General features: G+C 40.6%; 30 protein-coding genes and 1 pseudogene. 11 read left to right on the forward strand and 20 right to left on the reverse strand.

What is annotated here, in order from left to right; genetic code table 11:
• Positions 1–9: 9 nt before the first annotated feature.
• The 7 genes from TASI_RS01065 to TASI_RS07900 all read left to right on the forward strand — a co-directional run bounded on the left by TASI_RS01065 (position 10) and on the right by TASI_RS07900 (position 6,992).
• The gene (locus TASI_RS01065; protein ID WP_014110906.1) at positions 10–810 is read left to right on the forward strand and encodes an amidohydrolase family protein; all 801 of its coding nucleotides are present in this window, start codon (positions 10–12) and stop codon (positions 808–810) included.
• Positions 811–1,028: 218 nt separating this feature from the next.
• Positions 1,029–2,663: an ABC transporter substrate-binding protein gene (locus TASI_RS01070; RefSeq protein ID WP_014110907.1), complete on the forward strand. Its 1,635-nt coding sequence runs from the start codon at positions 1,029–1,031 to the stop codon at positions 2,661–2,663.
• Positions 2,664–2,716: 53 nt separating this feature from the next.
• A complete protein-coding gene (gene oppB / locus TASI_RS01075; RefSeq protein WP_014110908.1) occupies positions 2,717–3,637 on the forward strand; it encodes an oligopeptide ABC transporter permease OppB in 921 nt (306 codons plus the stop codon).
• A gap of 9 nt (positions 3,638–3,646) precedes the next feature.
• Positions 3,647–4,564 (forward strand): oligopeptide ABC transporter permease OppC, encoded by a 918-nt coding sequence (oppC, locus tag TASI_RS01080; protein ID WP_014110909.1) that lies wholly within the window; start codon positions 3,647–3,649, stop codon positions 4,562–4,564.
• Positions 4,565–4,568: 4 nt separating this feature from the next.
• The gene (gene oppD, locus TASI_RS01085; RefSeq protein WP_014110910.1) at positions 4,569–5,579 is read left to right on the forward strand and encodes an oligopeptide ABC transporter ATP-binding protein OppD; all 1,011 of its coding nucleotides are present in this window, start codon (positions 4,569–4,571) and stop codon (positions 5,577–5,579) included.
• Positions 5,569–6,552, forward strand: a complete 984-nt coding sequence (oppF, locus tag TASI_RS01090; RefSeq protein ID WP_014110911.1) for a murein tripeptide/oligopeptide ABC transporter ATP binding protein OppF — start codon at positions 5,569–5,571, stop codon at positions 6,550–6,552. The genes oppD and oppF overlap by 11 nt, the downstream gene beginning before the upstream one ends.
• A 227-nt stretch (positions 6,553–6,779) precedes the next feature.
• Entirely contained in the window at positions 6,780–6,992 is a 213-nt protein-coding gene (locus TASI_RS07900) for a hypothetical protein (RefSeq protein WP_187286165.1), read from the forward strand.
• Between the two features lie 377 nt (positions 6,993–7,369).
• On the opposite strand, the gene rpmA is transcribed toward TASI_RS07900, so the two are convergent.
• The 4 genes from rpmA to rpe all read right to left on the reverse strand — a co-directional run bounded on the left by rpmA (position 7,370) and on the right by rpe (position 9,434).
• Positions 7,370–7,636, reverse strand: a complete 267-nt coding sequence (gene rpmA, locus TASI_RS01095) for a 50S ribosomal protein L27 (protein WP_013522010.1) — start codon at positions 7,634–7,636, stop codon at positions 7,370–7,372.
• Between the two features lie 12 nt (positions 7,637–7,648).
• Positions 7,649–7,957 carry a 50S ribosomal protein L21 gene (gene rplU / locus TASI_RS01100; protein ID WP_014110913.1) on the reverse strand — a complete coding sequence of 103 codons (309 nt, stop codon included), beginning with the start codon at positions 7,955–7,957 and terminating at the stop codon, positions 7,649–7,651.
• A gap of 173 nt (positions 7,958–8,130) precedes the next feature.
• Positions 8,131–8,664 (reverse strand): HIT family protein, encoded by a 534-nt coding sequence (locus tag TASI_RS01105; protein ID WP_044977891.1) that lies wholly within the window; start codon positions 8,662–8,664, stop codon positions 8,131–8,133.
• A 17-nt stretch (positions 8,665–8,681) separates the two neighbouring features.
• Positions 8,682–9,434, reverse strand: a complete 753-nt coding sequence (rpe, locus tag TASI_RS01110; RefSeq protein WP_014110915.1) for a ribulose-phosphate 3-epimerase — start codon at positions 9,432–9,434, stop codon at positions 8,682–8,684.
• Between the two features lie 74 nt (positions 9,435–9,508).
• Between rpe and mltA the strand changes: the two genes are divergently transcribed.
• Positions 9,509–10,780, forward strand: coding sequence for a murein transglycosylase A (gene mltA / locus TASI_RS01115; protein ID WP_014110916.1), 1,272 nt, complete (start codon positions 9,509–9,511; stop codon positions 10,778–10,780).
• A 20-nt stretch (positions 10,781–10,800) separates the two neighbouring features.
• Positions 10,801–11,640 carry a DsbC family protein gene (locus TASI_RS01120; RefSeq protein ID WP_014110917.1) on the forward strand — a complete coding sequence of 280 codons (840 nt, stop codon included), beginning with the start codon at positions 10,801–10,803 and terminating at the stop codon, positions 11,638–11,640.
• A gap of 32 nt (positions 11,641–11,672) precedes the next feature.
• Here TASI_RS01120 and TASI_RS01125 read toward each other — a convergent pair whose 3' ends face one another.
• The 4 genes from TASI_RS01125 to TASI_RS01140 are packed head-to-tail and all read right to left on the reverse strand — an operon-like array spanning position 11,673 to position 13,952.
• Positions 11,673–12,176, reverse strand: coding sequence for a TlpA disulfide reductase family protein (locus TASI_RS01125; RefSeq protein ID WP_014110918.1), 504 nt, complete (start codon positions 12,174–12,176; stop codon positions 11,673–11,675).
• A gap of 13 nt (positions 12,177–12,189) precedes the next feature.
• Entirely contained in the window at positions 12,190–12,900 is a 711-nt protein-coding gene (locus tag TASI_RS01130) for a BON domain-containing protein (RefSeq protein ID WP_014110919.1), read from the reverse strand.
• Complete coding sequence (locus tag TASI_RS01135) at positions 12,897–13,490, reverse strand: phosphoheptose isomerase (protein ID WP_044978219.1); 594 nt, start codon at positions 13,488–13,490, stop codon at positions 12,897–12,899. Before TASI_RS01135 ends, TASI_RS01130 begins: the two co-directional genes overlap by 4 nt.
• A 54-nt stretch (positions 13,491–13,544) precedes the next feature.
• Entirely contained in the window at positions 13,545–13,952 is a 408-nt protein-coding gene (locus TASI_RS01140) for a YraN family protein (RefSeq protein ID WP_014110921.1), read from the reverse strand.
• 49 nt (positions 13,953–14,001) lie between these two features.
• Between TASI_RS01140 and rsmI the strand changes: the two genes are divergently transcribed.
• Positions 14,002–14,943, forward strand: coding sequence for a 16S rRNA (cytidine(1402)-2'-O)-methyltransferase (gene rsmI / locus TASI_RS01145; protein WP_014110922.1), 942 nt, complete (start codon positions 14,002–14,004; stop codon positions 14,941–14,943).
• A gap of 42 nt (positions 14,944–14,985) precedes the next feature.
• Here the strand turns inward: rsmI and TASI_RS01150 are convergent, their stop codons facing one another.
• The 9 genes and pseudogenes from TASI_RS01150 to TASI_RS01190 form a co-directional block, all read right to left on the reverse strand.
• On the reverse strand, positions 14,986–15,471 hold the full coding sequence (locus tag TASI_RS01150) for a septal ring lytic transglycosylase RlpA family protein (RefSeq protein ID WP_014110923.1): 486 nt from the start codon (positions 15,469–15,471) through the stop codon (positions 14,986–14,988).
• 12 nt (positions 15,472–15,483) lie between these two features.
• Positions 15,484–16,359 carry an RNase adapter RapZ gene (rapZ, locus tag TASI_RS01155; protein ID WP_014110924.1) on the reverse strand — a complete coding sequence of 292 codons (876 nt, stop codon included), beginning with the start codon at positions 16,357–16,359 and terminating at the stop codon, positions 15,484–15,486.
• A gap of 9 nt (positions 16,360–16,368) precedes the next feature.
• Positions 16,369–17,304, reverse strand: coding sequence for an HPr(Ser) kinase/phosphatase (hprK, locus tag TASI_RS01160; RefSeq protein WP_014110925.1), 936 nt, complete (start codon positions 17,302–17,304; stop codon positions 16,369–16,371).
• 199 nt (positions 17,305–17,503) lie between these two features.
• Positions 17,504–17,902 (reverse strand): annotated as a pseudogene (locus TASI_RS01165) (PTS sugar transporter subunit IIA); the annotation flags it as partial.
• A gap of 12 nt (positions 17,903–17,914) precedes the next feature.
• Complete coding sequence (gene lptB, locus TASI_RS01170; RefSeq protein ID WP_014110927.1) at positions 17,915–18,673, reverse strand: LPS export ABC transporter ATP-binding protein; 759 nt, start codon at positions 18,671–18,673, stop codon at positions 17,915–17,917.
• A complete protein-coding gene (gene lptA / locus TASI_RS01175) occupies positions 18,670–19,290 on the reverse strand; it encodes a lipopolysaccharide transport periplasmic protein LptA (protein WP_014110928.1) in 621 nt (206 codons plus the stop codon). Before lptA ends, lptB begins: the two co-directional genes overlap by 4 nt.
• A gap of 3 nt (positions 19,291–19,293) precedes the next feature.
• Positions 19,294–19,917: an LPS export ABC transporter periplasmic protein LptC gene (lptC, locus tag TASI_RS01180; protein ID WP_014110929.1), complete on the reverse strand. Its 624-nt coding sequence runs from the start codon at positions 19,915–19,917 to the stop codon at positions 19,294–19,296.
• 1 nt (position 19,918) lies between these two features.
• A complete protein-coding gene (locus tag TASI_RS01185) occupies positions 19,919–20,497 on the reverse strand; it encodes a KdsC family phosphatase (protein WP_014110930.1) in 579 nt (192 codons plus the stop codon).
• 9 nt (positions 20,498–20,506) lie between these two features.
• A complete protein-coding gene (locus TASI_RS01190) occupies positions 20,507–21,484 on the reverse strand; it encodes a KpsF/GutQ family sugar-phosphate isomerase (RefSeq protein WP_014110931.1) in 978 nt (325 codons plus the stop codon).
• 48 nt (positions 21,485–21,532) lie between these two features.
• Here TASI_RS01190 and TASI_RS01195 point away from each other — a divergent pair, with 48 nt between their 5' ends.
• On the forward strand, positions 21,533–22,069 hold the full coding sequence (locus TASI_RS01195; protein WP_014110932.1) for an adenine phosphoribosyltransferase: 537 nt from the start codon (positions 21,533–21,535) through the stop codon (positions 22,067–22,069).
• 3 nt (positions 22,070–22,072) lie between these two features.
• Here TASI_RS01195 and ilvA read toward each other — a convergent pair whose 3' ends face one another.
• The 3 genes from ilvA to phoB are packed head-to-tail and all read right to left on the reverse strand — an operon-like array spanning position 22,073 to position 25,645.
• Positions 22,073–23,581, reverse strand: coding sequence for a threonine ammonia-lyase, biosynthetic (gene ilvA, locus TASI_RS01200; protein WP_014110933.1), 1,509 nt, complete (start codon positions 23,579–23,581; stop codon positions 22,073–22,075).
• Between the two features lie 34 nt (positions 23,582–23,615).
• The gene (phoR, locus tag TASI_RS01205) at positions 23,616–24,929 is read right to left on the reverse strand and encodes a phosphate regulon sensor histidine kinase PhoR (protein ID WP_014110934.1); all 1,314 of its coding nucleotides are present in this window, start codon (positions 24,927–24,929) and stop codon (positions 23,616–23,618) included.
• Positions 24,930–24,943: 14 nt separating this feature from the next.
• Positions 24,944–25,645, reverse strand: coding sequence for a phosphate regulon transcriptional regulator PhoB (gene phoB / locus TASI_RS01210; protein WP_014110935.1), 702 nt, complete (start codon positions 25,643–25,645; stop codon positions 24,944–24,946).
• Positions 25,646–25,724 lie beyond the last annotated feature (79 nt).

The raw sequence follows: 25,724 nt of genomic DNA on the forward strand, positions 1-25,724 counted from the left end.
GGATTTAGAATGGTTATTGATACACATGCTCACGTATTTCTTACATCCCTAAAATCAGTATCAGATGCAAGATATGTTCCTGATTATGATGCTAGTTTGGCAATGTACTTGGATCAGCTCGATTCTAACGGCGTTGAAAAAGGTGTTTTAGTTCAACCGAGTTTTTTAGGAACTGATAATTCCTATTTGATTGAGTGTTTGAGAAATTCAGATAGATTAAGGGGTATTGTCGTTGTTGACCCTGTTATAGAGATAGAAAGACTTAAAGAATTTGATGAATATAGTGTTGTGGGTGTTAGGCAAAATCTGATTGGAAAACAAATACCTGAGTTTCAGAGTCTTGTTTGGCAGAATCATTTAGATGCACTTGAAACATTAGGGTGGCAACTAGAATTTCAAAGAAATATTACTGATTTGCCGCCAATATTAGAGGCATTAAAAGGATATAACTTCAATATTGTGATCGACCATTTAGGTCGCCCAAATAAAGAGAATGTACCAGGTAGTTCAGCAGTTGATGAAATCGTGAACATTGCCAAAAGGAAAAATAATTTGTGGTTTAAGGTTTCCGGTTGGTATAGGGCACATGTAGATGAGAACCACTTTGAATTTTACGCTTCTTTATTTGAATATCTTCTTGATAAATTGGGACCAGATTGCTTTGTGTGGGGTAGCGACTGGCCACATACAAATTTCGAGCATGAGATAAATTATAAAAAGTCAGTTGAATTTATAAATCGACTTATTAAAGATGATCACTTGAAAGAAAGAATTCTATTTGATAATCCTAAGAGATTGTTTAAGTTTTAACAATCCCCCCCCACACCCCACATCTTAAGTGGGGTTTTTTCATTTTAAATTTCTTTCTCAATACCCAGAAGTTCACTCACAAAAATAAAGATTTTCAGTCGCAATCGTGCACATACCACCCCCTCCTAAACCCTCACCCCAACCTATGGTAAACCCTAATATATTGCCCTAATATTAATTAATATTATTGTTTATGAAATTTCCTTGGAGGATATTACATGTATATAAAGAAAACTATTTTAAATGTTGCTATCGCAAGCATTGCCACTATGGGATTGGCTCAGGCGGCAAATGTACCTGCGGGAACTGAACTAGCAGCTAAGCAGGAGCTTATCTGGAATAATGGTACGAATCCTGCTTCATTCGACCCACAAAAAATTGAAGGCGTTCCTGAGGGTAACGTTGCACGTCAAGTATTCGAGGGCTTAGTTACTTCGGATGTGAAAGGTAATTTAAAACCAGGTGTCGCTGAGAGCTGGGAACATAGTGATGATTTTAAAACTTGGACCTTCCATCTTCGCAAAGATGCGAAATGGTCTAACGGCGATCCTGTCACAGCTCACGACTTTGTGTATGCATGGCAGCGTCTTGTTGACCCTAAAATTGCATCTCCATACGCAAGTTATGTTGAATTCTTAAAACTTAAGAATGCAAAGGATATTATTGCGGGTAAAAAACCTATTACTGATCTAGGTATAGAGGCTAAGGACGATAACACATTAGTACTTAACCTTGACCAAAGCGTTGGGTTTGCAGATAAACTATCTGAACTTTATGTTCTATATCCAGTAAATAAGAAGGTAGTAGAGAAATTTGGAGATAAGTGGACAGCCCCTGAAAACTTTGTGGGTAATGGTGCATTTAAAATCGAATCTTTCACTGTGAATGATAAAACTGTACTAGTTCGTAATGAACACTATTGGGATAACAAAAATACAGTGTTAGATAAGATTACTCTTTTAGCTATAGAAAGCTCAGCAACAGACGTGCAGCGCTATCGTGCGGGGGATGAAGATATAACAGGTACTGGTCTTCCTCTTGAGCTTTTTGCAAAACTGAAAAAAGAGCTTCCAGAAGAACTTAAGATTTCTCCAAGCTTATGTACTTATACATATGAATTCAATAACGAGAAGGCACCATTTAATGACGTAAAAGTTCGTAAAGCTCTTTCATATGCTATTGATCGCGATGTTATCACATTGAAGATTCTTCAAGCTGGTCAGAAAGCGGCATATGGATTTACACCTCCATATATCAGCGGTGGTGAAAAATTAGAGCAACCAGAATGGGCTACATGGGATGCGAAAAAACGCTACACAGAAGCTCAGAAGCTCTTAAATGAAGCGGGATTTAATAAGGCTAATCCTCTTAACTTTACAATTCTCTATAACACTAACGATAACCACAAAAAACTTGCTGTAGCTGTTGGTTCTATGCTTAATAAAAATCTTGGTGGAGCGGTTAATGTTAAGTTAGAAAATCAAGAGTGGAAGACTTATCTTGATAGTCGAAGAGCAGGCAAGTTTGATGTAGCTAGGGCTGGTTGGTGTGCTGACTATAATGAAGCAACTACATTCTTAACTTATTTCTTATCTGATAGTTCAAACAATAAGGCCTTTTACAAAAGTGCTGAATTTGATGACCTAGTAAATGGAAGTTATACAGCTAAGGATGAAGCTGCACGTGCTGAAATGTATGCAAAAGCAGAGGCTGTTCTAGATAAAGACACACCATTTGCACCAGTTTACTACTATGTAGACACTCAACTTGTAAAACCTTGGGTTAAAGGATTTGCATATTCACACCCAGCTAAGAACTACTACATGAAAGATGTATATATAATTAAACACTAATTTTTTTAAACCTGCCCATCGAAAGGTGGGCAGTATTTGTAGTACTAAAATTAATGATTAAATTTATCTTCCGACGTTTATTGGAAGCGATACCTACTCTTTTTGTTCTTATTACAGTATCGTTTTTTCTAATGCGCCTTGCCCCAGGTTCACCTTTTACTAGCGAAAAGGATTATCCGCCTGAGGTCATGGCAAATATCAATGCAAAATATGGTCTCGATAAACCGCTGCTAGTTCAGTACGGTAATTATTTAAACGACCTAGCTCATGGAGATTTTGGGCCATCATTTAAATATAAGGACCAGTCAGTTAACGATTTAGTAGCGAAAGCATTTCCAGTTTCATTAAAACTTGGGATTATCGCATTTATCATTGCAAAACTAATCGGTATAAGTGCAGGCATTCTAGCTGCTATAAAACAAAACAAATGGCTTGACTATTTCATTATGACCTTTGCGATGACAGGTGTCGTATTGCCTAACTTTGTTATTGCCCCCTTGCTAGTATTGTTTTTTGCAATTTTCTGGAATCTACTACCCTCTGGAGGGTGGAATGGGGGAGCACCTCTTTATATGATTTTGCCCATATTTGCACTTACAGTCTCAACAATAGCAGGTACTGCTAGGATTATGCGCGGGTCTATGATTGAGGTCTTGCATTCTAATTACATACGCACGGCAAAGGCTAAGGGCTTGCCTATGCGACATATTATTTTAAAACACGCACTCAAGCCTTCGTTGCTGCCAGTAATCTCTTATCTAGGCCCATCTTTTGTGGCCATAATCACGGGTTCCATGGTGATTGAAAGTATTTTTAGTATTCCTGGGATTGGGCAGCTTTTTGTTCAAGGTGCCATTAATCGTGACTACTCATTAGTTATGAGTTTGACGATTTTGGTGGGTACTCTGACTATTACATTTAATGCGGTCGTCGACATTTTATATGCCTTTATCGATCCAAAACTTAGGTATTAGGAGGCTCGCATGATTACTCAAAAAAATAAAGAATTCGTGCAAGAGTTGGCTACTAATCTTGAGAGTACTGAGTTGGTCAAGGGTCGCAGTTTGTGGCAGGATGCACGTCGTCGTTTTTTTAGAAATAAGGCCGCTTTGTTTAGCCTTATTGTCTTGATTTTGATAACCTGTTTTGTAATTTTCGCACCTATGCTAATCCCTTACGGATATGCCGATACGGATTGGGCGATGATGAGTGTGGCTCCTGATTTTGAATCTATGCATTATTTTGGTACCGATTCCTCTGGTCGCGATTTGCTTGTTCGCGTTGCGGTGGGCGGCCGAATATCATTGATGGTAGGCGTTGCTGGGGCACTTATTGCTGTTATTGTTGGTACGCTTTATGGGGCAATTGCAGGTTTTGTAGGTGGCATTGTAGATAGCATTATGATGCGATTCCTGGAAATTCTGTATTCATTTCCATTTATGTTTTTTGTAATTTTGCTCGTCACATTTTTTGGGCAAAATATTCTCCTTATTTTTGTGGCAATAGGTATGGTGTCATGGCTCGATATGGCTAGGATTGTTCGAGGTCAAACTCTTAGCCTAAAGAAAAAGGAATTTATCGAGGCCGCCATTGTTAGTGGTGTAAGTAAGCGGAAAATTATTTGGAATCATATTGTGCCAAATGTTCTTGGGGTCGTAGTAGTCTACGCATCATTGCTTGTTCCTTCTATGATTCTCTTTGAGTCTTTCTTAAGCTTTTTAGGTTTAGGTACTCAGGAGCCACTAAGTAGTTGGGGTGCACTTCTTAATGACGGTGCGATTTCTATGGAAGTTTCTCCATGGTTGCTTATTTTTCCGTCGGTATTTATTGTGGTCACCCTTTTTTGTTTTAACTTTATCGGGGACGGTCTTCGTGACGCACTCGATCCAAAGGATAGGTAGGAGCATGGATAAAAATAATATAGCTCCGCTTTTAGAGGTAAGTAATCTTAAGGTTTCGTTTAAAACTCCAGACGGCGTAGTTACTGCTGTACGCAATTTATCATTTGAATTGCAACAGGGCCAAACTCTAGGAATTGTTGGTGAGTCTGGTTCTGGTAAGTCTCAAACTGCATTTGCGATTATGGGGCTTTTAGCTCATAACGGTGTGGTTGAAGGTTCGATTCAGTTTGAAGGTCAGGAGCTTTTGCATAAATCGATAAAGGAGATAAATAAATTAAGGGCTGAAAAAATCGCAATGATTTTCCAAGATCCTATGACATCTTTAAACCCTTATCTGAAAGTAGGCGAGCAGCTTATGGAAGTCCTTAAATTGCATAAGGGGATGAGCAACAAGTCGGCCTTCGAAGAAAGTGTTCGCATGCTTGATGCAGTTAAGATGCCTGAAGCACGTAAACGCATGTCCATGTACCCACATGAATTTTCAGGGGGTATGAGACAAAGAGTGATGATTGCTATGGCTCTTTTATGCAAACCCAAATTAATTATTGCCGATGAGCCAACAACGGCCCTAGATGTAACTGTGCAGGCACAGATTATGCAACTTTTAAATGATTTAAAAGCGGAATTCAACACTGCCATAATACTGATTACTCACGATTTAGGAGTGGTAGCTGGTATATGCGATGATGTTCTCGTTATGTATGGAGGTCAACTAATGGAGTATGCAAATACAAACGACATATTCTATGACCCGACACACCCTTACACAACGGGACTAATTGGAGCAGTTCCTAGATTAGACACACAAGAGGATGAATTGATAACTATTCCAGGAAATCCTCCTAATTTGCTTAATTTGCCTGCGGGCTGTCCATTTCAGCCTCGATGTAAGTATGCACGGGAACATTGCCACCAAGAACCAATTATCGAAAGTTTTGAAGATGGTCGAAGAAGGGCTTGTTTTGTGCCAGTGGAAGAATTTCGTACTTTGAGCAGGAGTGAATATGAGCGATAAACCAATTCTGCTTGATGTAAAGAATTTATCCGTAAGCTTTAAGGTCAAGGATAAGAAAGCTTTTATATGGGAGAAACCGCATCTTCTGAAAGCCGTCAATGACGTAAGTTTTCAGCTATACGAGGGTGAAACGCTTGGAATCGTGGGCGAGTCGGGTTGCGGAAAGTCGACTCTTGCAAGGGCTATTATTGGACTTGTGGAGGCTTCAAATGGCACTATAAATTACCTTGGCAATAATCTCCTAGACCAGTCATCCTCTGATTGGCATGAGACTCGCAAATCCATGCAGATGATCTTTCAAGATCCGCTTGCGTCGCTAAATCCTCGCATGACAGTGGGCGATATCATAGCTGAGCCCTTAAAGGTGGTCGAGCCTGGCTTAGGGTCTAAAACAATTAAGGAGCGCGTTCAAAATATGATGCGGAAAGTGGGTTTATTGCCAAACCTAATTAATCGCTATCCGCACGAGTTCTCAGGTGGTCAATGCCAGCGCATCGGTATCGCCCGAGCTCTTATTGTTAATCCTAAGCTATTGATTTGCGATGAGCCCGTGTCTGCATTGGATGTATCGATTCAAGCTCAAGTCATTAATCTACTTAAATCACTGCAACGTGAAATGGGGCTATCATTGATATTCATTGCACACGATTTATCGGTCGTTAAGCATATTTCCGATCGCATTTTGGTTATGTATTTGGGTAATGCTGTCGAGATTGGTAATTATGAATTGGTGTACAACCAGACAAAGCATCCTTATACAAAGGCTTTGATGTCTGCTGTGCCTATACCAAATCCTAAATTGGAGCGTTCGAAGAAGATTCAGATATTAGAGGGCGATCTACCTTCTCCAATCAATCCTCCATCTGGATGTGTTTTCAGAACGCGATGCCCAATTGCCGATAACACATGTGCACAGATTAAGCCTGAGTTAGTGGGCGATAGAGTTCATAAAGTTGCTTGTTTGAAGTCTTAGTAAAACTGATTTGAAAAACAGCAATAGTTTGAGGGAGTCCCCGTGTTTTGCGGGGCTTTCTTTTTTTTATAATCTTTTTGTTCAAATTCATCGCCATGAAATGGGTTTGAAATGTTGGCGTTACAGTTTTGGTATCTACGGGATTAGGATATTTTTGTCCACAACTAATTGCTTAAATAGGATGGGGCATTTAATATTTATTTACTTTTTTTGCATTTGAAAGAATCATGGTCTTCTTTAATAAATTAGATAGAAATCAAAAGGATGGATTGGCAAACTTTTTTGATTTAATTTCTGTACCTTCACTAATTGCTTTTGTATTGGATATGTTTGGATTTACTCAACTTTCAAAAATAGAATTAGTCGCTTTACTAGTGGTGTTTGTGCTATTATTTACGTGTTCACTGACTCTTAGGAGGCTAGAATGGCAGGAGCAATAACACTATTTACGATTGGGATTGTAGCTGTACTTATTACAGCTTATGTAATTGCGGCTGATAAGTGGGGCAAATAATCACTTGACTCATATCCTATTAACTTCCGTTCATGTGAGCGGAGTTTTTTGTGAGTTTTAATTTTGTAAATCCGTTCTAATATTTCAAGACAGATTTATATATTCTAAGTGCTTCATACATAAATAAAACAATACACAGAGATGCAATTGCGTGAATAAATACGTTAACCATGCCGTACACGAATCTTTACAGTGAATGAGAATCTTGAATATCCAATGAAACTAAGAAATTTTTAGCACACCATAAAAAACCCCGTTCAAATCGAACGGGGGAATTCTTCATAGTTTTTAAACTAGAGACAATTAGTTCTTAGTTGATTCAACAACTGAAACTGTATGTTTATTAAGAGCTCCACGATGAGAGAACTTAACAACGCCATCTTTAAGTGCGTATAAAGTGTGATCTTTACCCATGCCTACATTTTCGCCTGCATGTACACGAGTACCACGTTGACGAACGATAATAGAACCAGCATTAATAGCTTGATCACCGTACACTTTTACGCCTAGGCGTTTCGACTCGGAGTCGCGACCGTTGCGGGTGGAACCGCCACCTTTTTTCTGTGCCATGTGATACTCTCCTTAAGCGATAGATTCGATTTGAATCTCAGTAAAATTTTGACGATGTCCTTGGCGCTTTTGATAGTGCTTACGACGACGCATTTTGAAAATACGAACTTTTTCGTGACGTCCGTGCGAAAGAACCTTAGCTTTAACCACAGCACCATCAACAAATGGAGCACCCACTTTAAGCGAGTCGCCTTCACCTACCGATAAAACTTGGTCTAGCGAGATTTCAGCACCGATGTCTGCAGGTATCTGTTCTACCTTTATTTTTTGGCCTTCAGCAACACGATATTGTTTGCCTCCAGTTTTTATGACCGCATACATTTAAGGTTAACCTCTAACTAAAATTAGAAAAACTTCTATTTTAGTAAATGTGGCAATGCTTGTCAATCCAATCTAAATGTGTAAGCTACTGATTTACAACAAAAAAGCCTAATGGCAGCCACATCCCACAGCCGCACTCCACAGCCGCAACCTAAAGCAGCACTCCACCAAGCCTAATGGCAGCCACACTCCACAGCCTTATCCCCAATCGAATGTTTTATAAACGCATCAAGCAAAGCCGCATGATATTCAGGCACCATCTTATAAAGTTCAGCCAGCTTCGCTAAATATGCATCATCGCGCTCACGCATATCGTCGCTCCAAAAGCTATTTGGATAACGCAAGTCCCACGAGAATCGCGGTATCACGTGCCAATGCAGGTGCGGTACTACATTCCCGAACTGAGCAAGATTCACTTTAACAGCTTTAAGCAAGTTGCGTTGAACGCCTTCAATCAAATATATATGGTCCATTAAATAATGACGGTCGGCAATGCTTAAGTCCGTCATCTCTTTAGAATGATCCTCCCAAATCACGCGTGTATACATCGGGAAATCGGAGTCATTTGCATTGATAACTCGAAGTTTTGAATCGCGATAGATAAAAGTGCCACCTAAAGCCTGACAGAATTCGCAAGTCTCTGTGTCGGTCGCAAGATTGTGATTGCAAGGGCTGCAAGTATCGTGAATGTGATAATGTTCGCTCATACGGGTACTTCGCTTTTTTAAATCTGATTAGGACTTGTGCTTGTTATGGTGCTTTGTTTATCGATCGCAGAAATTTTACTACGCATCTCAGAGATTACCTCATTGTAGTTAGCCGCTCCAAAAATTGCGGAGCCTGCAACAAAAGTATCAGCTCCAGCCGCATAAATCTGAGCGATATTATCGAGCTTAACCCCTCCGTCCACTTCTAGAAAAATGTCTCGCCCTGATTCTTCACGGTAAGCATCTAATCGTTTACGTGCGTCTGCAATTTTCTTATAAGCACTTGGTAAAAATGACTGCCCTCCAAATCCAGGATTTACAGACATAAGTAAGACTACATCTAGCTTATCATTGACATAGTCCATATATTCTAAAGGAGTGGCAGGATTGAATACTAATCCCGCAGAACATCCTTGGTCGCGAATAAGGCTTAAAGTGCGGTCAATATGATGCGAGGCCTCAGGGTGAAAAGTAATAATATTGGCTCCAGCTTTTGCGAACATAGGAACAATGGCATCAACTGGCTCTACCATAAGGTGTACATCAATTGGAGTGTCCCCTGCGTAAGGCTTAATCGCCTCGCACACCATAGGACCTATAGTCAAATTTGGAACAAAATGATTATCCATCACATCGAAATGAATCCAGTCCGCACCAGCTGCAATAACTTGCTCGATTTCCTGGCCAAGACGTGCGAAGTCAGCTGAAAGAATACTGGGGGCAATGCGAATGCGACTCGCCTCTCGAGTGTTATACTCAATATTTGACATATTTGGTCACCTATTTTTTGCAATTATTATACATTCGCAGCTCGAATTAGGCTCGGATTAGGCACGGTTAAATAATGAAAAAATTACTATTATCAGGGATTGTTTTGGTGTTGGCTGCATGTGCAGGGCCTAAAGGAGGTGGGTCAGGTTCAGAAGTATCAAAGGGTGAGGCTTTTGATATGAGAGCCCCGTTGAGAGTACCTGACATTGCCACCTTGAAAGATACTAAGCCCCGAAAATTAGTTGGAAAATATGTTAAGTCGGATTGGTCTAAGTTGCCAGGTTGGGCTCAAGATGATGCGAAAGATTTATGGCTTGGTTTGTATAACAATTGTCGTGGATTGATGAGACCAGTGTCGGGGTCGTTGTCATTGCCAGCTAGGGCGGCTCCGCGTGATTGGGTGAGTGTGTGTTCGAAGGTTGCGGCTATGGGTCTTGATGTAGATGCACAAACTGCTAAGCAATATATACAATCGCAGCTGCAGCCTTGGGCTGTGTTTACGTCAAATAATACATCTAAGGGCATGGTCACGGGCTATTATGAGCCGGTTGTGCGTGGGTCTCGCTCTGCAGGGGGTGTCTATCAATGGCCTATGTACTCTGTACCGTCCGATTTGATTACCGTAGATTTAGGGCGTGTGTATCCTGAACTTGCTGGTAAGCGTGTACGCGGTAAGCTTGTGGGGACTAGATTAGTGCCTTATGATACTAGAGGTGATTTTAGTAATAGAACTTCGAGCGAAAAATCTAAGGTTATTGTATATTTAGATGATCCAGTGGAAGCCTTTTTCTTGCAAGTGCAAGGATCAGGCAGGGTTATGCTTCCAGATGGTTCAGCCTTAAGATTGGCATATGCGGACCATAATGGGCGTCCTTACTCATCTATTGGTAAATGGCTTGCAGATAGGGGTGAGTTGCCCATTGCCAAAGCATCTATGCAAAATATTAAGGCATGGGCTCAGCAAAATCCTAATCGCGTGCCTGAGATGTTAAATAGCAATCAAGCACTCGTGTTTTTTAGAGAAGAGCCTATTGTGGATGCCGTAGTCGGTCCTAAAGGTGCATATGGAATTCCACTGATTGCAAAGAGGGCCATTGCCATAGACCCAACTGTAGTTCCTTTGGGGTCACCAGTGTATTTATCGACTACAATGCCTGCGAGCTCTGAGCCGTTGCGACGTATGGTTTTTGCTCAAGATACTGGAGCGGCAATTAAGGGAATCGCAAGGGCGGATTTTTATTGGGGCAGTGGACCTGAAGCGGGTCAGCTTGCTGGTCGTATGAAACAAGACGGATTTATGTGGGTCTTATGGCCTAAGGATGCGGGTCAACCATCCGCACGATAACTTTATTTATAGAGGTACAAGTGAAATTAAAATTTAATTCTATATTTGCGGTGCTTACTTTGTCTTCATTTGCTTCTGTTGTAGCGGCTCAAAATGCGGCTGTGGTGCCGCCTTTGGGGGCCGTGGAGAAAGCACCTGTTGAACAAACTAAAGCGGAGAAGGCTGAGGCGACTTCGGAAAAATCAAATGTGGAGAAAGCGGGGGCATTGCCACAAGAGAAAATTAATGCAATTACATCTAACATCGAAAAATCTTTTGGCGTAAAGGTGCTTGAAGTGAATGCCACTCCATATACGGGCCTGTTCGAGGTTTTGACAAATGAGACTATTGTCTACACAGATGCGGATAGTTCGTTCATTCTTGCTGGGCATTTATTTGATACGAAAACGACCGACAATCTTACTCAACAACGCGTAAAGGAGCAGTCGGCAAAGGCGTTTGCAAAATTGCCTGTGGGTGAGGCTGTCAAGCGCGTCAAAGGCAAGGGGACTAGAAAACTTGTGACATTTGAGGATCCGAATTGCAGATATTGTAAGGCTCTCTATAAGGAGCTTGAGCAAATGGATGATGTAACTATATACACTTTTTTAGTTCCTATATTAGCTAAGGATTCTGTAACTAAGGTGCGTGATATCATGTGCTCATCGAATCCTGCATTGACATGGCATGAATGGATTGAAAAGGGCCAAAAGCCTGCTCCTCAAAGCAAAGCGAATTGCGAAGAGCCGAATCCTAAAACTCTCGATTTAGCTAGAAGCGTGGATGTAAGGGGTGTTCCAGTGATTTTATTTCCGAACGGGGAGCGTCGAAATGGTTTTGTGCGTCTCTCTGAAATCGAAGAGATAATTTCACAAAAATAAAAAAATGGGAGGATATGACACCTCCCTTTTTTTTATGATTGCTGTTTTAATGTATTTTCTAAAGTTTTGAGGAAATCCTCAGAATTATATTTTCCTGCGAAGGATTTTACGATCTCTCCCTTTCGATCAAGTAAAAACATAACGGGAGTGAATCTAACATTACGGTAAGCTTTAGCCAATGAGCCATCTAAATCGTATGCAACATTAAAAGGCAATTTCCACTCATTTACGAAATTCTTTATAGCACCTAAGTCATCATATTTCATAGCTACAGCCATGATATCAAATCCCTGAGGCTTATATTTTTCGTAGTATTTAATGACATCAGGCATATTAGCAACGCAAGTGGTGCAAGTGGTTGCCCAGAATTCGACAAGCGTAACTTTGCCCTTTAAGTCCTCATGCGAGAGTTTCTTCTCTGAAATAAGCTCATATTTCAAATCTTCCAACGGATTTGAACTACTGCGATTCAAAAAATAAAATCCTGCAGCGATTAAAACTATAGCGGTAATAATAGGTAAAACCATTTTTTGCATAGGCAGTTTTCTCCTAATTCACTGGAAATGTTTGTACGCCTGAAGCAGGTTTGCTGACAGGAGCTGGTTGAGCGGGTGCTACAGTAGTAGGCCCGCTATATGAGTTGTTTTGAATTCGATTGTATGTCGGTGCAATAGTCTTGTTTACGGGATCGATAATATCGAACACTTTTACAACTCGCTTAACGCCTTTAACTCTAGAAGCTGCATTTGCGGCTTTATTCGCTTCATCCGCTGAAACTTCGCCCATCAAATACACAACTCCCTGAGATGTTGTGATGGCAATGGGCCTGCTTGGTACGTTTTCCGCTAAAGTCAGCTCTGTGCGAACTTTAGACGTAATCCAGGAGTCGTTCGTTCTTGATTTAAGAGATGACTTAGGTCCCACAACAAGCTCGTTTACGATATATTTAACATCTTTCGATAACTTAGCTGCCTCAGTAACTCTTGCTTTTTCTTCTGCTGAAGCCACCTCGCCCGTAATCAAAGCCCTCTGATTAAACGCCGCAACATTAATGCGTGATGTGTCAGAGTTAACGACCTTTTTCGCCTCATTGGACACCGCAATATCGATTGTTTTATCGGTAAGCTGCATGCCAGTCGTTCGCCTGTCGCTAACAACAACAGCCGTCACAACAGCAGCCGTCCCAACAGCCAATGGAACGCAAGCTGTAAATGTACTCGCAGCTAATGTAGATAAAAGTACTGTTTTGAAAAATCTCATGACTTATCTCCGAAAAGGATGGCATCAATACCATCACACAAAATATGTAATAGAAGAATATGAACTTCCTGAATCCGCATCGTGCGATTACTTGGGACGCAAAGCTCAGTATCATCTTCGCGTAAAAGCCCACGCATAGCCCCACCATCGCGTCCTGTCAGTGCTATGACCTTCATGCTCGCATCATGAGCCGCATGAATAGCCTCGATAACGTTTTTAGAATTTCCGCTTGTACTGATGGCAATGATTACGTCGCCCTCAACCCCAAGCCCTCGCACCTGTCTTGCAAATACATCATCGTATCCGTAGTCGTTTGATACAGCCGTCATAATCGATGTGTCCGTATTTAGTGCAATGGCTGGCAATGCATGCCTCTCTCGCTCAAACCGCCCAATTAATTCTGCAACAAAATGCTGTGCATCAGAAGCGGAACCGCCGTTTCCGCAGGCGAGGATTTTCCTATTTGCTTTTAGGCAAGCATATAGAGTTTGAATAGACCGCTCAATAGACACACCGAGTGCCTCCAAGGCATCGATATGTGCCTTAGCGTTTTCCTCAAAGTGTGATTTAATGCGTGTTTGGAAATCCATAGTAATTAATTTTGCCAAAAATTTTTGCTAATAAGAAATTATAGGGTATTAAATTTATTGCAATATGTTTTTAATCCAGTCCATAGACTCAGCCCCAGCCACACCGTCGATATAAACGACATCAAAACGCATCTGATAATTCTTTACATGTGGATAACTCGCTTTTATTGATGGCAATAAATACGTGGCTGTCATCCTAAATCTTTTGAGTTTGCGAAAAGAGATGGACTCGAGGCCATTGCCAAAATTGGCTTGCTTTCTATATCGCACCTCAACAAAAACAAGCTCAAAGCCATCAGTCATAAGCAAATCTATTTCTCCAACTTTGCATCTAAGATTTTGTTCTAAAAATTCGAGGCCATGAGATTCAAGAAAGTTGCGAGCTTTTGTTTCGTATTGATATCCTGTGCGTTGTGCAGGGGAATTGAGTTGTAATTTCGGAAGCGTTTGTGTGTATGTCATTTTGTGCGAGAATAATGTTTAAATTTATATTTTCTAATTTTGACCTCTCATGTCCAAGCCTGAAGGACAATTTTGTCCACCCCATTTGCTCGATAACTTAAAACATCAAGATTGGCCAGAAGCGGCTCTGTATGTGGTTTCTACACCTATAGGGAATCTGGCCGATATCTCTTATCGTGCTATTTATACTCTGCAATTATGCGATGTGATTGCATGTGAGGATACTCGTACTTCTAAGCAACTTCTGTCGCAGTTACATATTGAGCCTAAGAAATTAATGGCTCTTCATAAATTTAATGAGACGGAATCCATAGATTTGGTTGCATCCTATCTTTCGGAGGGGCTTAGGGTTGCGATGATATCTGATGCTGGAACGCCTGCGGTATCTGACCCAGGAAGTGTATTGATAGAGGCTATGCTCGAACGAGGATTTCGTGTGGTACCTATTCCTGGGGCGTCGGCTGTAATAACTGCTGTTATGGCCTCTGGTGTGAGACCAAAAGATATTTCCTTGAGTGGATTTAGTTTCTTGGGATTTTTGCCATCAAAAGCCAGTGAGCGCAAAGGATTCATAGAACAGGAATTGACTGAGAATATTCGCCCTGCGGTGGTGTTTGAATCGCCTCATAGAATCGAAGAGTCGATGAAAGATATGATGGAGTTGCTCGGTGAGGATAGGTTGATTACGGTGTGTAAGGAGCTTACTAAGAAATTCGAAACTGCTGTGAGAGGCAGTGTGCGTGAGATGGTGGATTGGCTTGCTGCGGATAGCAATAATCAGAAAGGCGAATTTGTGATTATTGTGGAGGGCGTGGGCATTGCCACCCGAGAGGGGGAGGCGGAAAGCGAGAAACTGCTACGACTGATGTTAGGGAAAGGGGTATCGGTAAAGGATGCGGTTGCTGTGGTGCATGAGTTTATGTCAAGCCCCAGGAAACCTATATACGATATGGCTCTTCGCATCAAAAGCGAGGGGGAGGGCTATGGCTAGGGCGTGCCGCACATGGGAAGCCACTTGGGAGCCGCAAAATAGCTACTTAGCTTTCTTATTCTCAGTTTTAAAGCCTACGAGCTCAATCGTAACTTTATCCGTGCCTTTTTTGTGAATCCCCAACTGCTTTGCAGCTGCATACGAGAGATCAATAATGCGATTTTTATGGAACGGGCCACGGTCATTAATATGCACAATCACGCTTTTTCCTGTAGTCTCGCTCGTAACCTTAACAATACTATTAAACGGCAGTTCCTTATGAGCGGCTGTAAGGGCGTTTTGATTATATTTTTGTCCATTTGCTGTGAGGCGGCCATGAAAGCCAGGGCCATACCATGAAGCCGTCCCAGTCTGAGTATATTCCTTTAATTTAGTAAACGGACGATAAGCTTTTCCTGCAACAGTATAAGCCTTACCTTTTTTGGCTTGAGAATCATGGTAGAAATGCGGCTGATCAGCAACGGCAGCGGCACTTAGAGCTACACCGACTCCAAGTAAAATAGAAGATAAATAAGCCTTACAGTCCATAAATATCCTAAATTAAACTCTCGCAAAATGAGAGAGTGCTCTATGCCTTACACGCAGCGGTTTATGTTCTTTGAAAATATCGGCTAGTTTTTCTGCGATATAAACAGATCTATGCTGACCACCCGTGCACCCAATCGCAACCGTCAAATAACTACGAGTGTCCTGCATATACTGTGGAAGCCACTTCCGTACAAAGGTGGCAATGTCCTCGATCATCTCGTTTACTTGTGGTTTGCTACCCAACCACTCCGCTACCTCAGTGTCTAAGCCCGTCAATGGCTTAAGTTGAGCATCGTAGTAGGGATTAGGTAGACATCTTACATCAAAAACAATATCTGCACTACTTGGGACCCCGTATTTGTAACCGAATGATTCAAATGTGATTAGGGTATCTCCACTGCGAACATTGATTAATTCTTTAATCCAGTTTCTAAGTTCGCTTGGTTTAAGTAGTGAAGTATCAATTACTTGCTCACTTTCTTTAATGGAACTTAATAAGTTCTTTTCGTAGTCAATGCACTCCTCTAAAGATGGAGTATGATTTGTCTCATTTTTGATACGCTTAGTGAGTGGGTGGGCTCTTCTCGTTTCAGAAAATCTATGAATTAAAACATCGAAAGCAGCATCTAAATAAAGAACCTGTACGTTGTATCCGAGCTCTCGCATACGTTTAACGGTCTCTGGCAAATGATGAATATCGTTATGGCTTCGTGCATCAACGGCAGCCGCAAGAAAATCTTCTCCCTTAAGGCTAGAGTCATCAATAAAGTTCTTTATAAGCGATACTGGTAAATTATCGACGCAATAGTAGCCTAGGTCTTCAAGCTGCTTGATAGCAACTGATTTACCTGATCCTGAGATTCCAGTAACTATCACGACAGACTTCATATAGGTCCTTTATATCTTTGAATCTTTAAGAATAGCTTCTGATTGTTTCTTCATGAAGTCACTCAGTGTATCGATGCCCCGAATCTTGAGAACCATGTTCCGCACTGCAGCTTCAACTAAAACAGCTAAGTTACGTCCAGCTGCGACTTGAAGAGTAACTTTCCTAATCGGAATGCCCAATATATCATCTGACTGCTCTTGCATAGGAAGTCTTTCGAAAAATTCTGTATTTGCCCTAACCAAATTAACTATAAGCTTTAGGCTCATCTTGCGACGTACAGCCGTCTCACCGAAAATAGTGCGTATATCCAAAAGCCCTAATCCTCGGACTTCAAGTAAATTTCTTAGTAGTTCAGGACAACGTCCTTCAATATAGTTTGGATATGTACGGGCAAATTCAACTGCATCATCGGCTACCAATCCGTGTCCACGTGAAATAAGCTCAAGTGCAAGTTCACTTTTACCCAATCCAGATTCCCCTGTAATTAAGACTCCAACTCCTAACACGTCTAGAAAAACTCCATGAACGGTGGTTTTTGGGGCAAATCTTCTAGTGAGAAAAACTCTAAGCACATCGATTATGCGAGATGCATCAATAGGGGAGGTTAAAAGAGCAACTTTATTTATCTCACAAAATTCAATTATGGATTTAGGCGGGGGTATATCTTCAGCAATTACAATGGCTGGAACTGAGCCATTTTTTAAAGTCTCAAGGTAGTGTTTAGTTTGAGTTTTGTCTAAATTTTGAAAATATTCAGTTTCCACTACACCAAATACTTGCACCCTTTGGGGGTGCATAATATTTAGGTGTCCGATTAAATCTGCGGCTGTAGTATTCGTATCCTCAATTGAAGAAAGCATGCGATCCCCAAAGGAGTCGCTTAGATACCAACTGAACTTTAAAGTACCAGTATTTTCTTCAACTAATTCTTTAATACTAAGCATCAGTATTGTTATTATCCTCTAAGTTGGAATTTAGGTCGGCCTTGGCTTCTGCTTTGACTTGGGCTTCGGCTTCGACTTGTGCGTCGGCTTCAGCTTCAACTTCCGCTTTGAGATCAACTTCAGAATCAAGCCCATTACTAGGCTCATTTTCAGATTCCGATAGAATACTCAATACTTCTTCAGTAGTCTCAACATTAAATAATTTTCGTCTAGTCTCTTCATTTGAGAGTTTTTTGGCAATCAATGCCAACAAGTCCAAATGTTCCTGAGTAGCAGATTCAGGAACAAGCAAGCAGACTAGTAAACGAACATTCTCTCCATCAGGTGCATCAAAGGCAATTGGAGTTTCTAATCGAAGAACCGCAATATGCGTATCTTCTAATTTTGGAATGCGACCATGAGGAATTGCAACTCCATGCCCTAAAGCAGTGGATCCCAATCTTTCTCTTGCAAAAAGGCTATCAAAAACCGTTGCTCTGGCAATGCCATACTGATCCTCGAATATTTGTGCTACTTGCTCAAAGGCTCTTTTTTTACTTGATGCCTGAACATCAAGCAGAATATTTTCTTGTGACAAGTTAGCTGAGATTTGATTCATAATAAATTATCCCTACATACGGAAATTTTCGCCCAAATATACTTTTCGTACTTCGGGATTTAGAATTATTTCATCGGGTGTGCCACTAGTTAAGACACTACCGTCAGAGATTATATATGCTCTATCGCAAATTCCTAAAGTTTCGCGAACATTGTGGTCAGTAATAAGTACTCCAATATTACGCCTCTTGAGGAAATTAACAATTCTCTGAATTTCAATAACTGCTATTGGATCCACCCCTGCAAATGGTTCATCCAAAAGAATAAACCTAGGTTTTGTGGCTAAAGCTCTAGCAATTTCAACCCGTCTTCTCTCTCCACCTGACAATGATATCGCAGGACTGGTTCTTATATGTTGAATTTGCAGTTCAGAGAGGAGATTTTCTAATTCTTCATTTAGATTGAATTTATGGCCTGAAGCCTTTGAGTGGTATTGCTGTATTTCAAGTACTGCTAGAATATTTTGCTCAACCGTGAGCTTTCTAAAAATTGATGCATCTTGAGGTAAATAAGAAAGACCTATTCTTGCTCTTTTATGTATAGGAAGGGTAGTTACTTCCACTCCATCAATTTCAATTAAACCGTAGTCTGCAGGTACTAGCCCTACAATCATATAAAAGCTCGTAGTCTTGCCAGCTCCATTAGGACCAAGAAGACCTACAATCTCTCCGCTATTAACTTCGAGACTGACATTTTTAACTACGGATCTTTTTCCGTAGTCTTTGCGAAGTCCAATGGCCCTTAAAGTACCATCAGAGTTAATTGGAATCATACTTTGTCTTTTATGATTGAAGGCATGGGCTTGCCATTATACTTTTTTTTACATTCCTCTAAAGCTTTGTTACCGTTAGCTCTAGGTTCTAATACAGAACGCACTCTGCTTGAATTGGAGCGTTTTGCTGTATATGTATTATTTGCGTTATCAAAAATAATTTCTTCGCCAGATATACTATCTACTATATATCCGCAAACGCTTCTCGTAATAATTGCGTTACCCTTAAGGATAATTTGGTCAGAACTTCCGTCATAAATTGCCGATTTTCCTGATCCTTTTAATAATTCATATTGCTCTGGCCGTTCATTAAAAAACTCTACCTTCTTTTTTGGCCCAACAACAGCCTCACCCCTTTGGGTACCATCAGAATTTTCTGTGATATGCAATTCATCTGCCGTTAATTTCATCAATCCTCTCTGTAAAATTACATTTCCAGAGAAGACGGTCTCATTTGTATTCTTGTTATATTGAAGAGAGTCTGATAGAACGGTGGTTTTTGGTTCTTCTGCACCTTTTGAACTACCAGTGTTCATAAGATCTTTTAGACCTTGTGCATGAACAACGCTCGTAGAAAATATAGATGCTAAAAGAAAATATAAAAGTCTTGAATTCATAGCTTATCGCAACTCAGTTTTGAATCGCTTTTTATCTGAGCGACCTTTGTTTAAATCTTCTGGGGCAATTTCAAGACCAGAGTTATTAAGAACATTTAGTAGCCCCGTCTTGTTATCGAAAGTCATTCCAACCCCCTTGAGTACCGAATCTCCGTGATGGACAACGACCTCACTTTTAGTTTGTATTAAACCCGTTTTTGTGTGAATTTCTAGTTTATCAGATTCGATTTTTATGTTTGGTTGATTCTCAGTGGCGGGGCGATTTACGATTGCATCCCCTTCAAGAATAATCAAATCTCCATTTTGCATTACCCTAGCTTTATTTGATCGGCCGATTGTTCTTGGATTTTTTGCATCTTCAGCTATTAAGTGGGCATCAGTAATAAGATAGAAATCATTAACAGGAAAATGCTCGATTCGCTGGCCTATAAGTCTATTGATAGCATGCCCTTGTTCATCTGAGGTGATCATTTTAAATTCCCCCGACCATGCATCGGGTTTGTTTTTTTGCACGCTAACTTGATCTATGGGTATAGTTTTTTTTGCGTATTCTGAGGCCCACCAGGTGGCAATGACCAGTAATATCAGCAAGCCAAATGCTAAAAAGGTGGGAAGTCTTTCTCTCATATTACTGTAGGTTTAATTTAGATTTAAGTGATTGGTTTAATAAACCTTGAGCAGCCAAAATAATATCAATAAATTCGCGAGCTGCCCCATGCCCCCCATCTTTAGTGCTTATCCAATGAGCGGCTTCCTTAATATACTCAGGTGCATGTGGAACACTTGCTGAGAGTCCAACAGTTTTAAGTAGGGGATAATCTAAAATATCGTCCCCCATATAAGCGACCTCTTTCAGACTAAGCTTATATTCTTCGAGGATGGATAACATGATTTGATATTTGTCACGGGCATTTTGATATAAGGCGTGAATTCCAAGTTCCGAGGCACGTTTCTCGACAATTGGACCTCCACGCCCAGTAATCCAAACCACCTTAAATCCGTGCTCTTTTAGTCTATTGATCCCACCGCCGTCTTGAGTATGAAATCGCTTCATAACCTCACCATCTGGACCCAAGTAAAGAGCACCATCAGTAAGTACACCATCCACATCAAAGGCAACAAGCTTTATTTCAAGAGCCTTAAGCCTCACACTTGGCGGGACATGTGATAAAACCTGAAGTTCGCATGGAAGCCTTACTTTGTGCATATATACCCCTTAGATTACTTTTGATCTCAATAAATCTTGCATATGCAGAGCCCCAATTAATATTTTATCGGAATCTGTCACAAGCAGAAGATTAATAGAATGCTTCTCCATAATATTTAAAGCCTCAGTGGCCATCAATGTATCGGAGATAGTTTTGGGATTTTTGGTCATCACATCGGACATCTTAAACGAGCGAATATCGCCTTGTTTTTGAATAAGTCTTCGCAAATCTCCGTCTGTAAAAATGCCAGCAGCACGTCCTTGCTTATCCGCATAGCAAGCCATACCAAGAGTTTTAGATGACATGGTTTTAAGAATTTCGTCCATACTCGCATCCTGTGATACGCATGGCAAATCGGCAAGCGGTCTCATAATATCTGATACTTTAGTAAGTAACTTACGCCCCAAAGCCCCGCCTGGATGAGAGCGAGCAAAATCATCGTGATTAAATTGCATAGCCTCCAAGCATGCGATGGCAATGGCATCGCCCATAGCCATAGTAGCAGTTGTACTACTTGTCGGTGCTAAGCCCATAGGACATGCCTCTCGCTCCACTCGCACACTCAATACCACATCTGAAATTTGTGCAAGTTCAGATTTAGTGTCTCCAGTTATGGCAATAATGCGAGCCCCTGACCTTTTTATTAGTGGCAATATCGTCGCAAACTCTACGCTTTGCCCAGAGTAAGAAATCGCAATCACAATATCACCCTTGGTAATCATCCCAAGATCCCCATGCACAGCCTCTGCCGCATGGACAAAATATGCAGCAGTCCCTGTCGATGCCAATGTAGAAGCGATTTTACGTGCCACATGACCAGACTTACCTATACCCGTAACGACTACACGTCCCTTACGAGTAAGAATAAGCTCACATGCCTCAATAAACTCATGTCCAATATGGGTGGCAATGTTCTGTAGGGCACTCGCTTCTATATTAAATGTAGTCCTAGCAGACTTTAAGTGATTGATTGATTTCATGCGCATATTTTAACTTAGCTTATAATAATTAAGTTACAAATCTCCCCCATAATCATGCAATACAACCCCATCGAAACAGTAAGACAAAACATTCGCACAATTCCAGATTGGCCTCAACCTGGAGTTAACTTTAGAGACATAACACCCGTTCTGCAGGACCCGCGTTGTTTTCGTATGCTTATCGATATATTTGTCTCTCGCTATATGAGTCAAAATCTCGATGTTGTTGCAGGGGTTGATGCACGTGGATTTATTTTAGGAAGTGTTGTTGCCTATGAATTGAATTTAGGCTTTGTCCCAATTCGTAAAAAAGGAAAACTTCCTTTTGATACTTTAGGCGAAGATTACAATCTTGAATATGGGAGTGCCTCAGTCGAAATACACACTGATGCTGTTCATGCTGGGCAGAGGGTTCTTTTAATGGATGACTTGATAGCTACAGGAGGCACATTGCTTGCTGCGAGTCGATTATTAAAACGTCTTGGGGCTAACATTGTGGAGGCCTGTGCCATAATCGACCTTCCAGATCTTGGAGGTTCCAAACTTATAGAAGAATCTGGAACCTCTGTTTTTAGTCTATATAAATTCTAGTAACTATAAGAACATTTTGTAAGCAGGGTTATCGGTTTCATTTACATACCTATAACCCAAATTTTTAAGCACTTCTTTAAATGCCTTTTTGCTGTCTGGAGGCACCTGTATTCCGCAGAGTACATGCCCAAAGTCTCCTCCAGTATTGCGATAGTGAAACAGACTAATATTCCACTCAGGATTCAAAGCTAATAAGAAGTTCATCAAAGCCCCTGGTCTTTCAGGAAATTCAAATCTATATAGCAACTCATTTTCCGCAAGAGGGCTCTTACCACCTACCATATGACGTATATGCGTTTTAGCTAAATCATCATTACTAAGGTCGCGAACATCATAAAACTCCTTATCGAGTTGAGCATGAAGCTTACGAATGCCTTCTTGATCAGTAGTCTGAATTCCGATAAATACATGAGCTTGCTGTTTATCTGAAATGCGGTAATTAAATTCTGTCACCTGACGGTTACCGATAGCAGCACATAATTTTTTAAAACTTCCCTTTTTCTCGGGCATCGTAACTGAGAACAGGGCCTCTGTGTAATCACCTACAGATGCACGCTCTGCCACAAATCGTAGCAAATCAAAATTCATATTAGCTCCTGTAGTTACAGCAACTAAATTAGTGCCTTTTAGACCTTTCTCATAAGCATATTTCTTAGCCCCTGCCACTGACAATGCCCCCGCAGGCTCCACCACATTTCTCGTATCAAGGAACACATCTCTAATAGCAGAACAAATCTCATCTGTATTCACGCAAACATAATCGTCCACGTAGTTTTTACAAATCTCATATGTATGCGACCCAACCTGTTTTACGGCAGTACCATCAGAAAATAGCCCTACATCTGACAATGTCACCCGCTTATCCGCTTCTATACTTAATTTCATGGCAGCTGAATCCTCAGTCTGAACACCTATAACTTTAATATGCGGATACAAAGCTTTGATATAGATGGCAATGCCCGAGATCAATCCACCCCCACCGATTGGACAGAAAATCGCCTCAATATCTGGAGTAGTTTGTCTCATAATCTCCATGGCAATGGTTCCCTGACCTGCAATTACATATGGATCGTCAAATGGATGAATAAATGTCAGGTTTTGTTCTTTACAGAGTTTTTTTGCATGGGTTTGCGTCTCTGTATAAGACTCACCATGAAGTACCACTTCAGCCCCTAGACGTCTAACGGCATTTACCTTTACTGCGGGTGTTGAAACGGGCATACATATAATCGCCTTACAGCCTAGTTTTCTAGCTGATAGGGCAACGCCTTGTGCATGGTTTCCTGCTGAAGAGGTAATAACTCCACGCTCAAGTTCTTTTGGAGTCAGATGTGCCATCTTGTTGTAAGCTCCGCGAATTTTGAAGCTAAATACGTCTTGGCTATCTTCTCGTTTAAAGTAAATGTTGTTATTAATTCGGGCTGAAAGTATCGGAGCAAAATCTAGTGGAGTTTCTTCTGCGGCCTCATAAACCTTAGAAGTAAGTATTAGTTTCAGATAGTCATTCAGCATTTTTCGTTACAATTCAAAACGATTTAAAAACTAACTATTCTATAATATTTTGTTCTTCTTGTTCAAAATTCTGAATTGGGAATATTAGGCTAAATGTACTACCTTGGTTCAATTTAGATTCAATTAAAAGTTTAGCTTGATGCCTTAAAGCGACATGCTTAGTAATAGCAAGACCTAAACCAGTCCCACCCGAAGCTCTAGAGCGGCTCTTGTCTACACGATAAAATCTTTCCGTTATTCGAGATATATCTGTTGGAGATATTCCTAAACCTGAGTCTTTGACGCTAAATACAGGGTTCCCTTTATCATTTAGCCCCCAAAATACATCAATACTGCCTCCCTCAGGAGTATATCTGACAGCATTTGTCAAAATATTAGTAAATGCTGATCCAAGTTCCGTCTGTTTTCCACGTATGGTTAAATCCTCATCTACATTCCAAGTGATTTTATGATGCCCCCCTGAGAGCATATCGATGGAACGCTTAGCCGATTCTAGTAGGGCAGAGACCTTCACTTCGGGTTGCTGAGAATAGTCTAATTTAGAGGATTCAAGTTCAGATAATGCAAGTAGATCGGATATGATCGCCTGCATTCTTATGGCCTGCTCTTGCATTAATTGGTGAAAATGCTCTTTTTGCTCATTTGTCAGTGAGTCTGGCAGATTACCTAATGTTTCCAAAAAGCCAATAAGTACAGTAAGTGGAGTTTTTAGTTCATGAGAAACATTTGCCACAAAATCTTGTTGCGTAGTTTTCATGCGATCAATAGCTGTATTATCAAAGCATAGTACCAGTATTCCACCGTTATGGTATTTGGTTAGTTCATATTTCAAGTTATACGTTTGCTCATTTTTATGCACATAACTCAAATAGGGTTTTGTCCAAATTCCAGAAATTACGTATTTATAAAAATCAGGTGATCGCAAGATATTAAAAATACTAGTACCAATATCTCGTCTATTATCTATACCGATAAGACTATAGGCATTTTTATTGCACCATTGGATTGTGTAATCACTATTTAAAATAATTACACCTGCAGGGTAAGCGTTTGCCGCTTCCATAATATCCCTGTTTAGGGACATAAGATTTTTATTTTCGTGAGTCAGTTTTTTGAAATGACGAAAAAGAGGACTAATAATAGGTTCTAAATACCCCATGTAAATTGGAGGGGTCGACTCAAGATTATTTACCCATGACCTAATTTTGTATAGCTTAACGCGGTTGATTATATGGAAAATCATTAATACACCGAATGCTATTAAGATTCCCCAAAAGGAGTGCAGATAATACTGAGCAACTATGCCAGCAAAAAAGGAGAGAATAATGGCAAAAAATGGAGGGAACATAACGATCCCTGTTACTAATTTGAAGAAGGCAGTCTAGTAGTAAATCTATAACCGCTACCACGAACAGTTTCTATTAGTTGATCATGACCACTAGGCTCAAGTGCTTTACGAAGTCTTCTGATATGCACATCCACAGTGCGTTCTTCTAGGAAAACGTGATCACCCCATACGTGATCTAATAGCTGGCCACGACTAAAAACTCGCTCCGCATGAGTCATAAAGAAATGAAGCATACGGAATTCAGTAGGACCTAAAGAGAGAAGGGTGTTATTACCTGTAACTCGATGCGATCCTGGGTCCAAATGTAAGCCAGCTATATTAATTTCATCATCTGTAAGCTGAGGGGCTCTTCTTCGAAGAACAGCTTTGATGCGTGCTAATAGTTCTTTAGGAGAGAAAGGCTTTGTAATATAGTCATCAGCACCATTTTCCAAACCCTCTACTTTATCAGCTTCACTATTTTTTGCCGTAAGCATTATGATAGGTATATCCTGAGTTCTCTCATTGCTACGGAGAGATCTAGCAAGAGAAAGTCCAGATGTATTAGGTAGCATCCAGTCAAGAAGAATCAAGTCAGGAAGTTCCGCATCAATTAGAATTTTCGCTTGTACGACATCTAAGGCACGAAGCACTTTATGTCCCGCAAACGTAAGGTTTACTGAAATAAGCTCTTGAATAGCTGGTTCATCTTCTACTACTAAGATTGTGCTTGCCATAATACGGTAAAATTAAAAGGATTAAATAATGGTTTTGTTGGCTGTAACTTTGTTACAATCAACCAATATTAAATTCATT

The sequence above is a fragment of the Taylorella asinigenitalis MCE3 genome (genome assembly GCF_000226625.1).
Taxonomy (GTDB): domain Bacteria; phylum Pseudomonadota; class Gammaproteobacteria; order Burkholderiales; family Burkholderiaceae_B; genus Taylorella; species Taylorella asinigenitalis.

Excerpts from the sequence above, each read along its gene's own strand:
- TASI_RS01065 (WP_014110906.1), top strand. The coding sequence starts at position 10 with ATGGTTATTGATACACATGCTCACGTATTTCTTACATCCCTAAAATCA.
- TASI_RS01070 (WP_014110907.1), top strand. The coding sequence starts at position 1,029 with ATGTATATAAAGAAAACTATTTTAAATGTTGCTATCGCAAGCATTGCC.
- oppB (WP_014110908.1), top strand. The coding sequence starts at position 2,717 with ATGATTAAATTTATCTTCCGACGTTTATTGGAAGCGATACCTACTCTT.
- oppC (WP_014110909.1), top strand. The coding sequence starts at position 3,647 with ATGATTACTCAAAAAAATAAAGAATTCGTGCAAGAGTTGGCTACTAAT.
- oppD (WP_014110910.1), top strand. The coding sequence starts at position 4,569 with ATGGATAAAAATAATATAGCTCCGCTTTTAGAGGTAAGTAATCTTAAG.
- oppF (WP_014110911.1), top strand. The coding sequence starts at position 5,569 with ATGAGCGATAAACCAATTCTGCTTGATGTAAAGAATTTATCCGTAAGC.
- TASI_RS07900 (WP_187286165.1), top strand. The coding sequence starts at position 6,780 with ATGGTCTTCTTTAATAAATTAGATAGAAATCAAAAGGATGGATTGGCA.
- rpmA (WP_013522010.1), bottom strand. The coding sequence starts at position 7,636 with ATGGCACAGAAAAAAGGTGGCGGTTCCACCCGCAACGGTCGCGACTCC.
- rplU (WP_014110913.1), bottom strand. The coding sequence starts at position 7,957 with ATGTATGCGGTCATAAAAACTGGAGGCAAACAATATCGTGTTGCTGAA.
- TASI_RS01105 (WP_044977891.1), bottom strand. The coding sequence starts at position 8,664 with ATGAGCGAACATTATCACATTCACGATACTTGCAGCCCTTGCAATCAC.
- rpe (WP_014110915.1), bottom strand. The coding sequence starts at position 9,434 with ATGTCAAATATTGAGTATAACACTCGAGAGGCGAGTCGCATTCGCATT.
- mltA (WP_014110916.1), top strand. The coding sequence starts at position 9,509 with ATGAAAAAATTACTATTATCAGGGATTGTTTTGGTGTTGGCTGCATGT.
- TASI_RS01125 (WP_014110918.1), bottom strand. The coding sequence starts at position 12,176 with ATGCAAAAAATGGTTTTACCTATTATTACCGCTATAGTTTTAATCGCT.
- TASI_RS01130 (WP_014110919.1), bottom strand. The coding sequence starts at position 12,900 with ATGAGATTTTTCAAAACAGTACTTTTATCTACATTAGCTGCGAGTACA.
- TASI_RS01135 (WP_044978219.1), bottom strand. The coding sequence starts at position 13,490 with ATGGATTTCCAAACACGCATTAAATCACACTTTGAGGAAAACGCTAAG.
- TASI_RS01140 (WP_014110921.1), bottom strand. The coding sequence starts at position 13,952 with ATGACATACACACAAACGCTTCCGAAATTACAACTCAATTCCCCTGCA.
- rsmI (WP_014110922.1), top strand. The coding sequence starts at position 14,002 with ATGTCCAAGCCTGAAGGACAATTTTGTCCACCCCATTTGCTCGATAAC.
- TASI_RS01150 (WP_014110923.1), bottom strand. The coding sequence starts at position 15,471 with ATGGACTGTAAGGCTTATTTATCTTCTATTTTACTTGGAGTCGGTGTA.
- rapZ (WP_014110924.1), bottom strand. The coding sequence starts at position 16,359 with ATGAAGTCTGTCGTGATAGTTACTGGAATCTCAGGATCAGGTAAATCA.
- hprK (WP_014110925.1), bottom strand. The coding sequence starts at position 17,304 with ATGCTTAGTATTAAAGAATTAGTTGAAGAAAATACTGGTACTTTAAAG.
- lptB (WP_014110927.1), bottom strand. The coding sequence starts at position 18,673 with ATGATTCCAATTAACTCTGATGGTACTTTAAGGGCCATTGGACTTCGC.
- lptA (WP_014110928.1), bottom strand. The coding sequence starts at position 19,290 with ATGAATTCAAGACTTTTATATTTTCTTTTAGCATCTATATTTTCTACG.
- lptC (WP_014110929.1), bottom strand. The coding sequence starts at position 19,917 with ATGAGAGAAAGACTTCCCACCTTTTTAGCATTTGGCTTGCTGATATTA.
- TASI_RS01185 (WP_014110930.1), bottom strand. The coding sequence starts at position 20,497 with ATGCACAAAGTAAGGCTTCCATGCGAACTTCAGGTTTTATCACATGTC.
- TASI_RS01190 (WP_014110931.1), bottom strand. The coding sequence starts at position 21,484 with ATGCGCATGAAATCAATCAATCACTTAAAGTCTGCTAGGACTACATTT.
- TASI_RS01195 (WP_014110932.1), top strand. The coding sequence starts at position 21,533 with ATGCAATACAACCCCATCGAAACAGTAAGACAAAACATTCGCACAATT.
- ilvA (WP_014110933.1), bottom strand. The coding sequence starts at position 23,581 with ATGCTGAATGACTATCTGAAACTAATACTTACTTCTAAGGTTTATGAG.
- phoR (WP_014110934.1), bottom strand. The coding sequence starts at position 24,929 with ATGTTCCCTCCATTTTTTGCCATTATTCTCTCCTTTTTTGCTGGCATA.
- phoB (WP_014110935.1), bottom strand. The coding sequence starts at position 25,645 with ATGGCAAGCACAATCTTAGTAGTAGAAGATGAACCAGCTATTCAAGAG.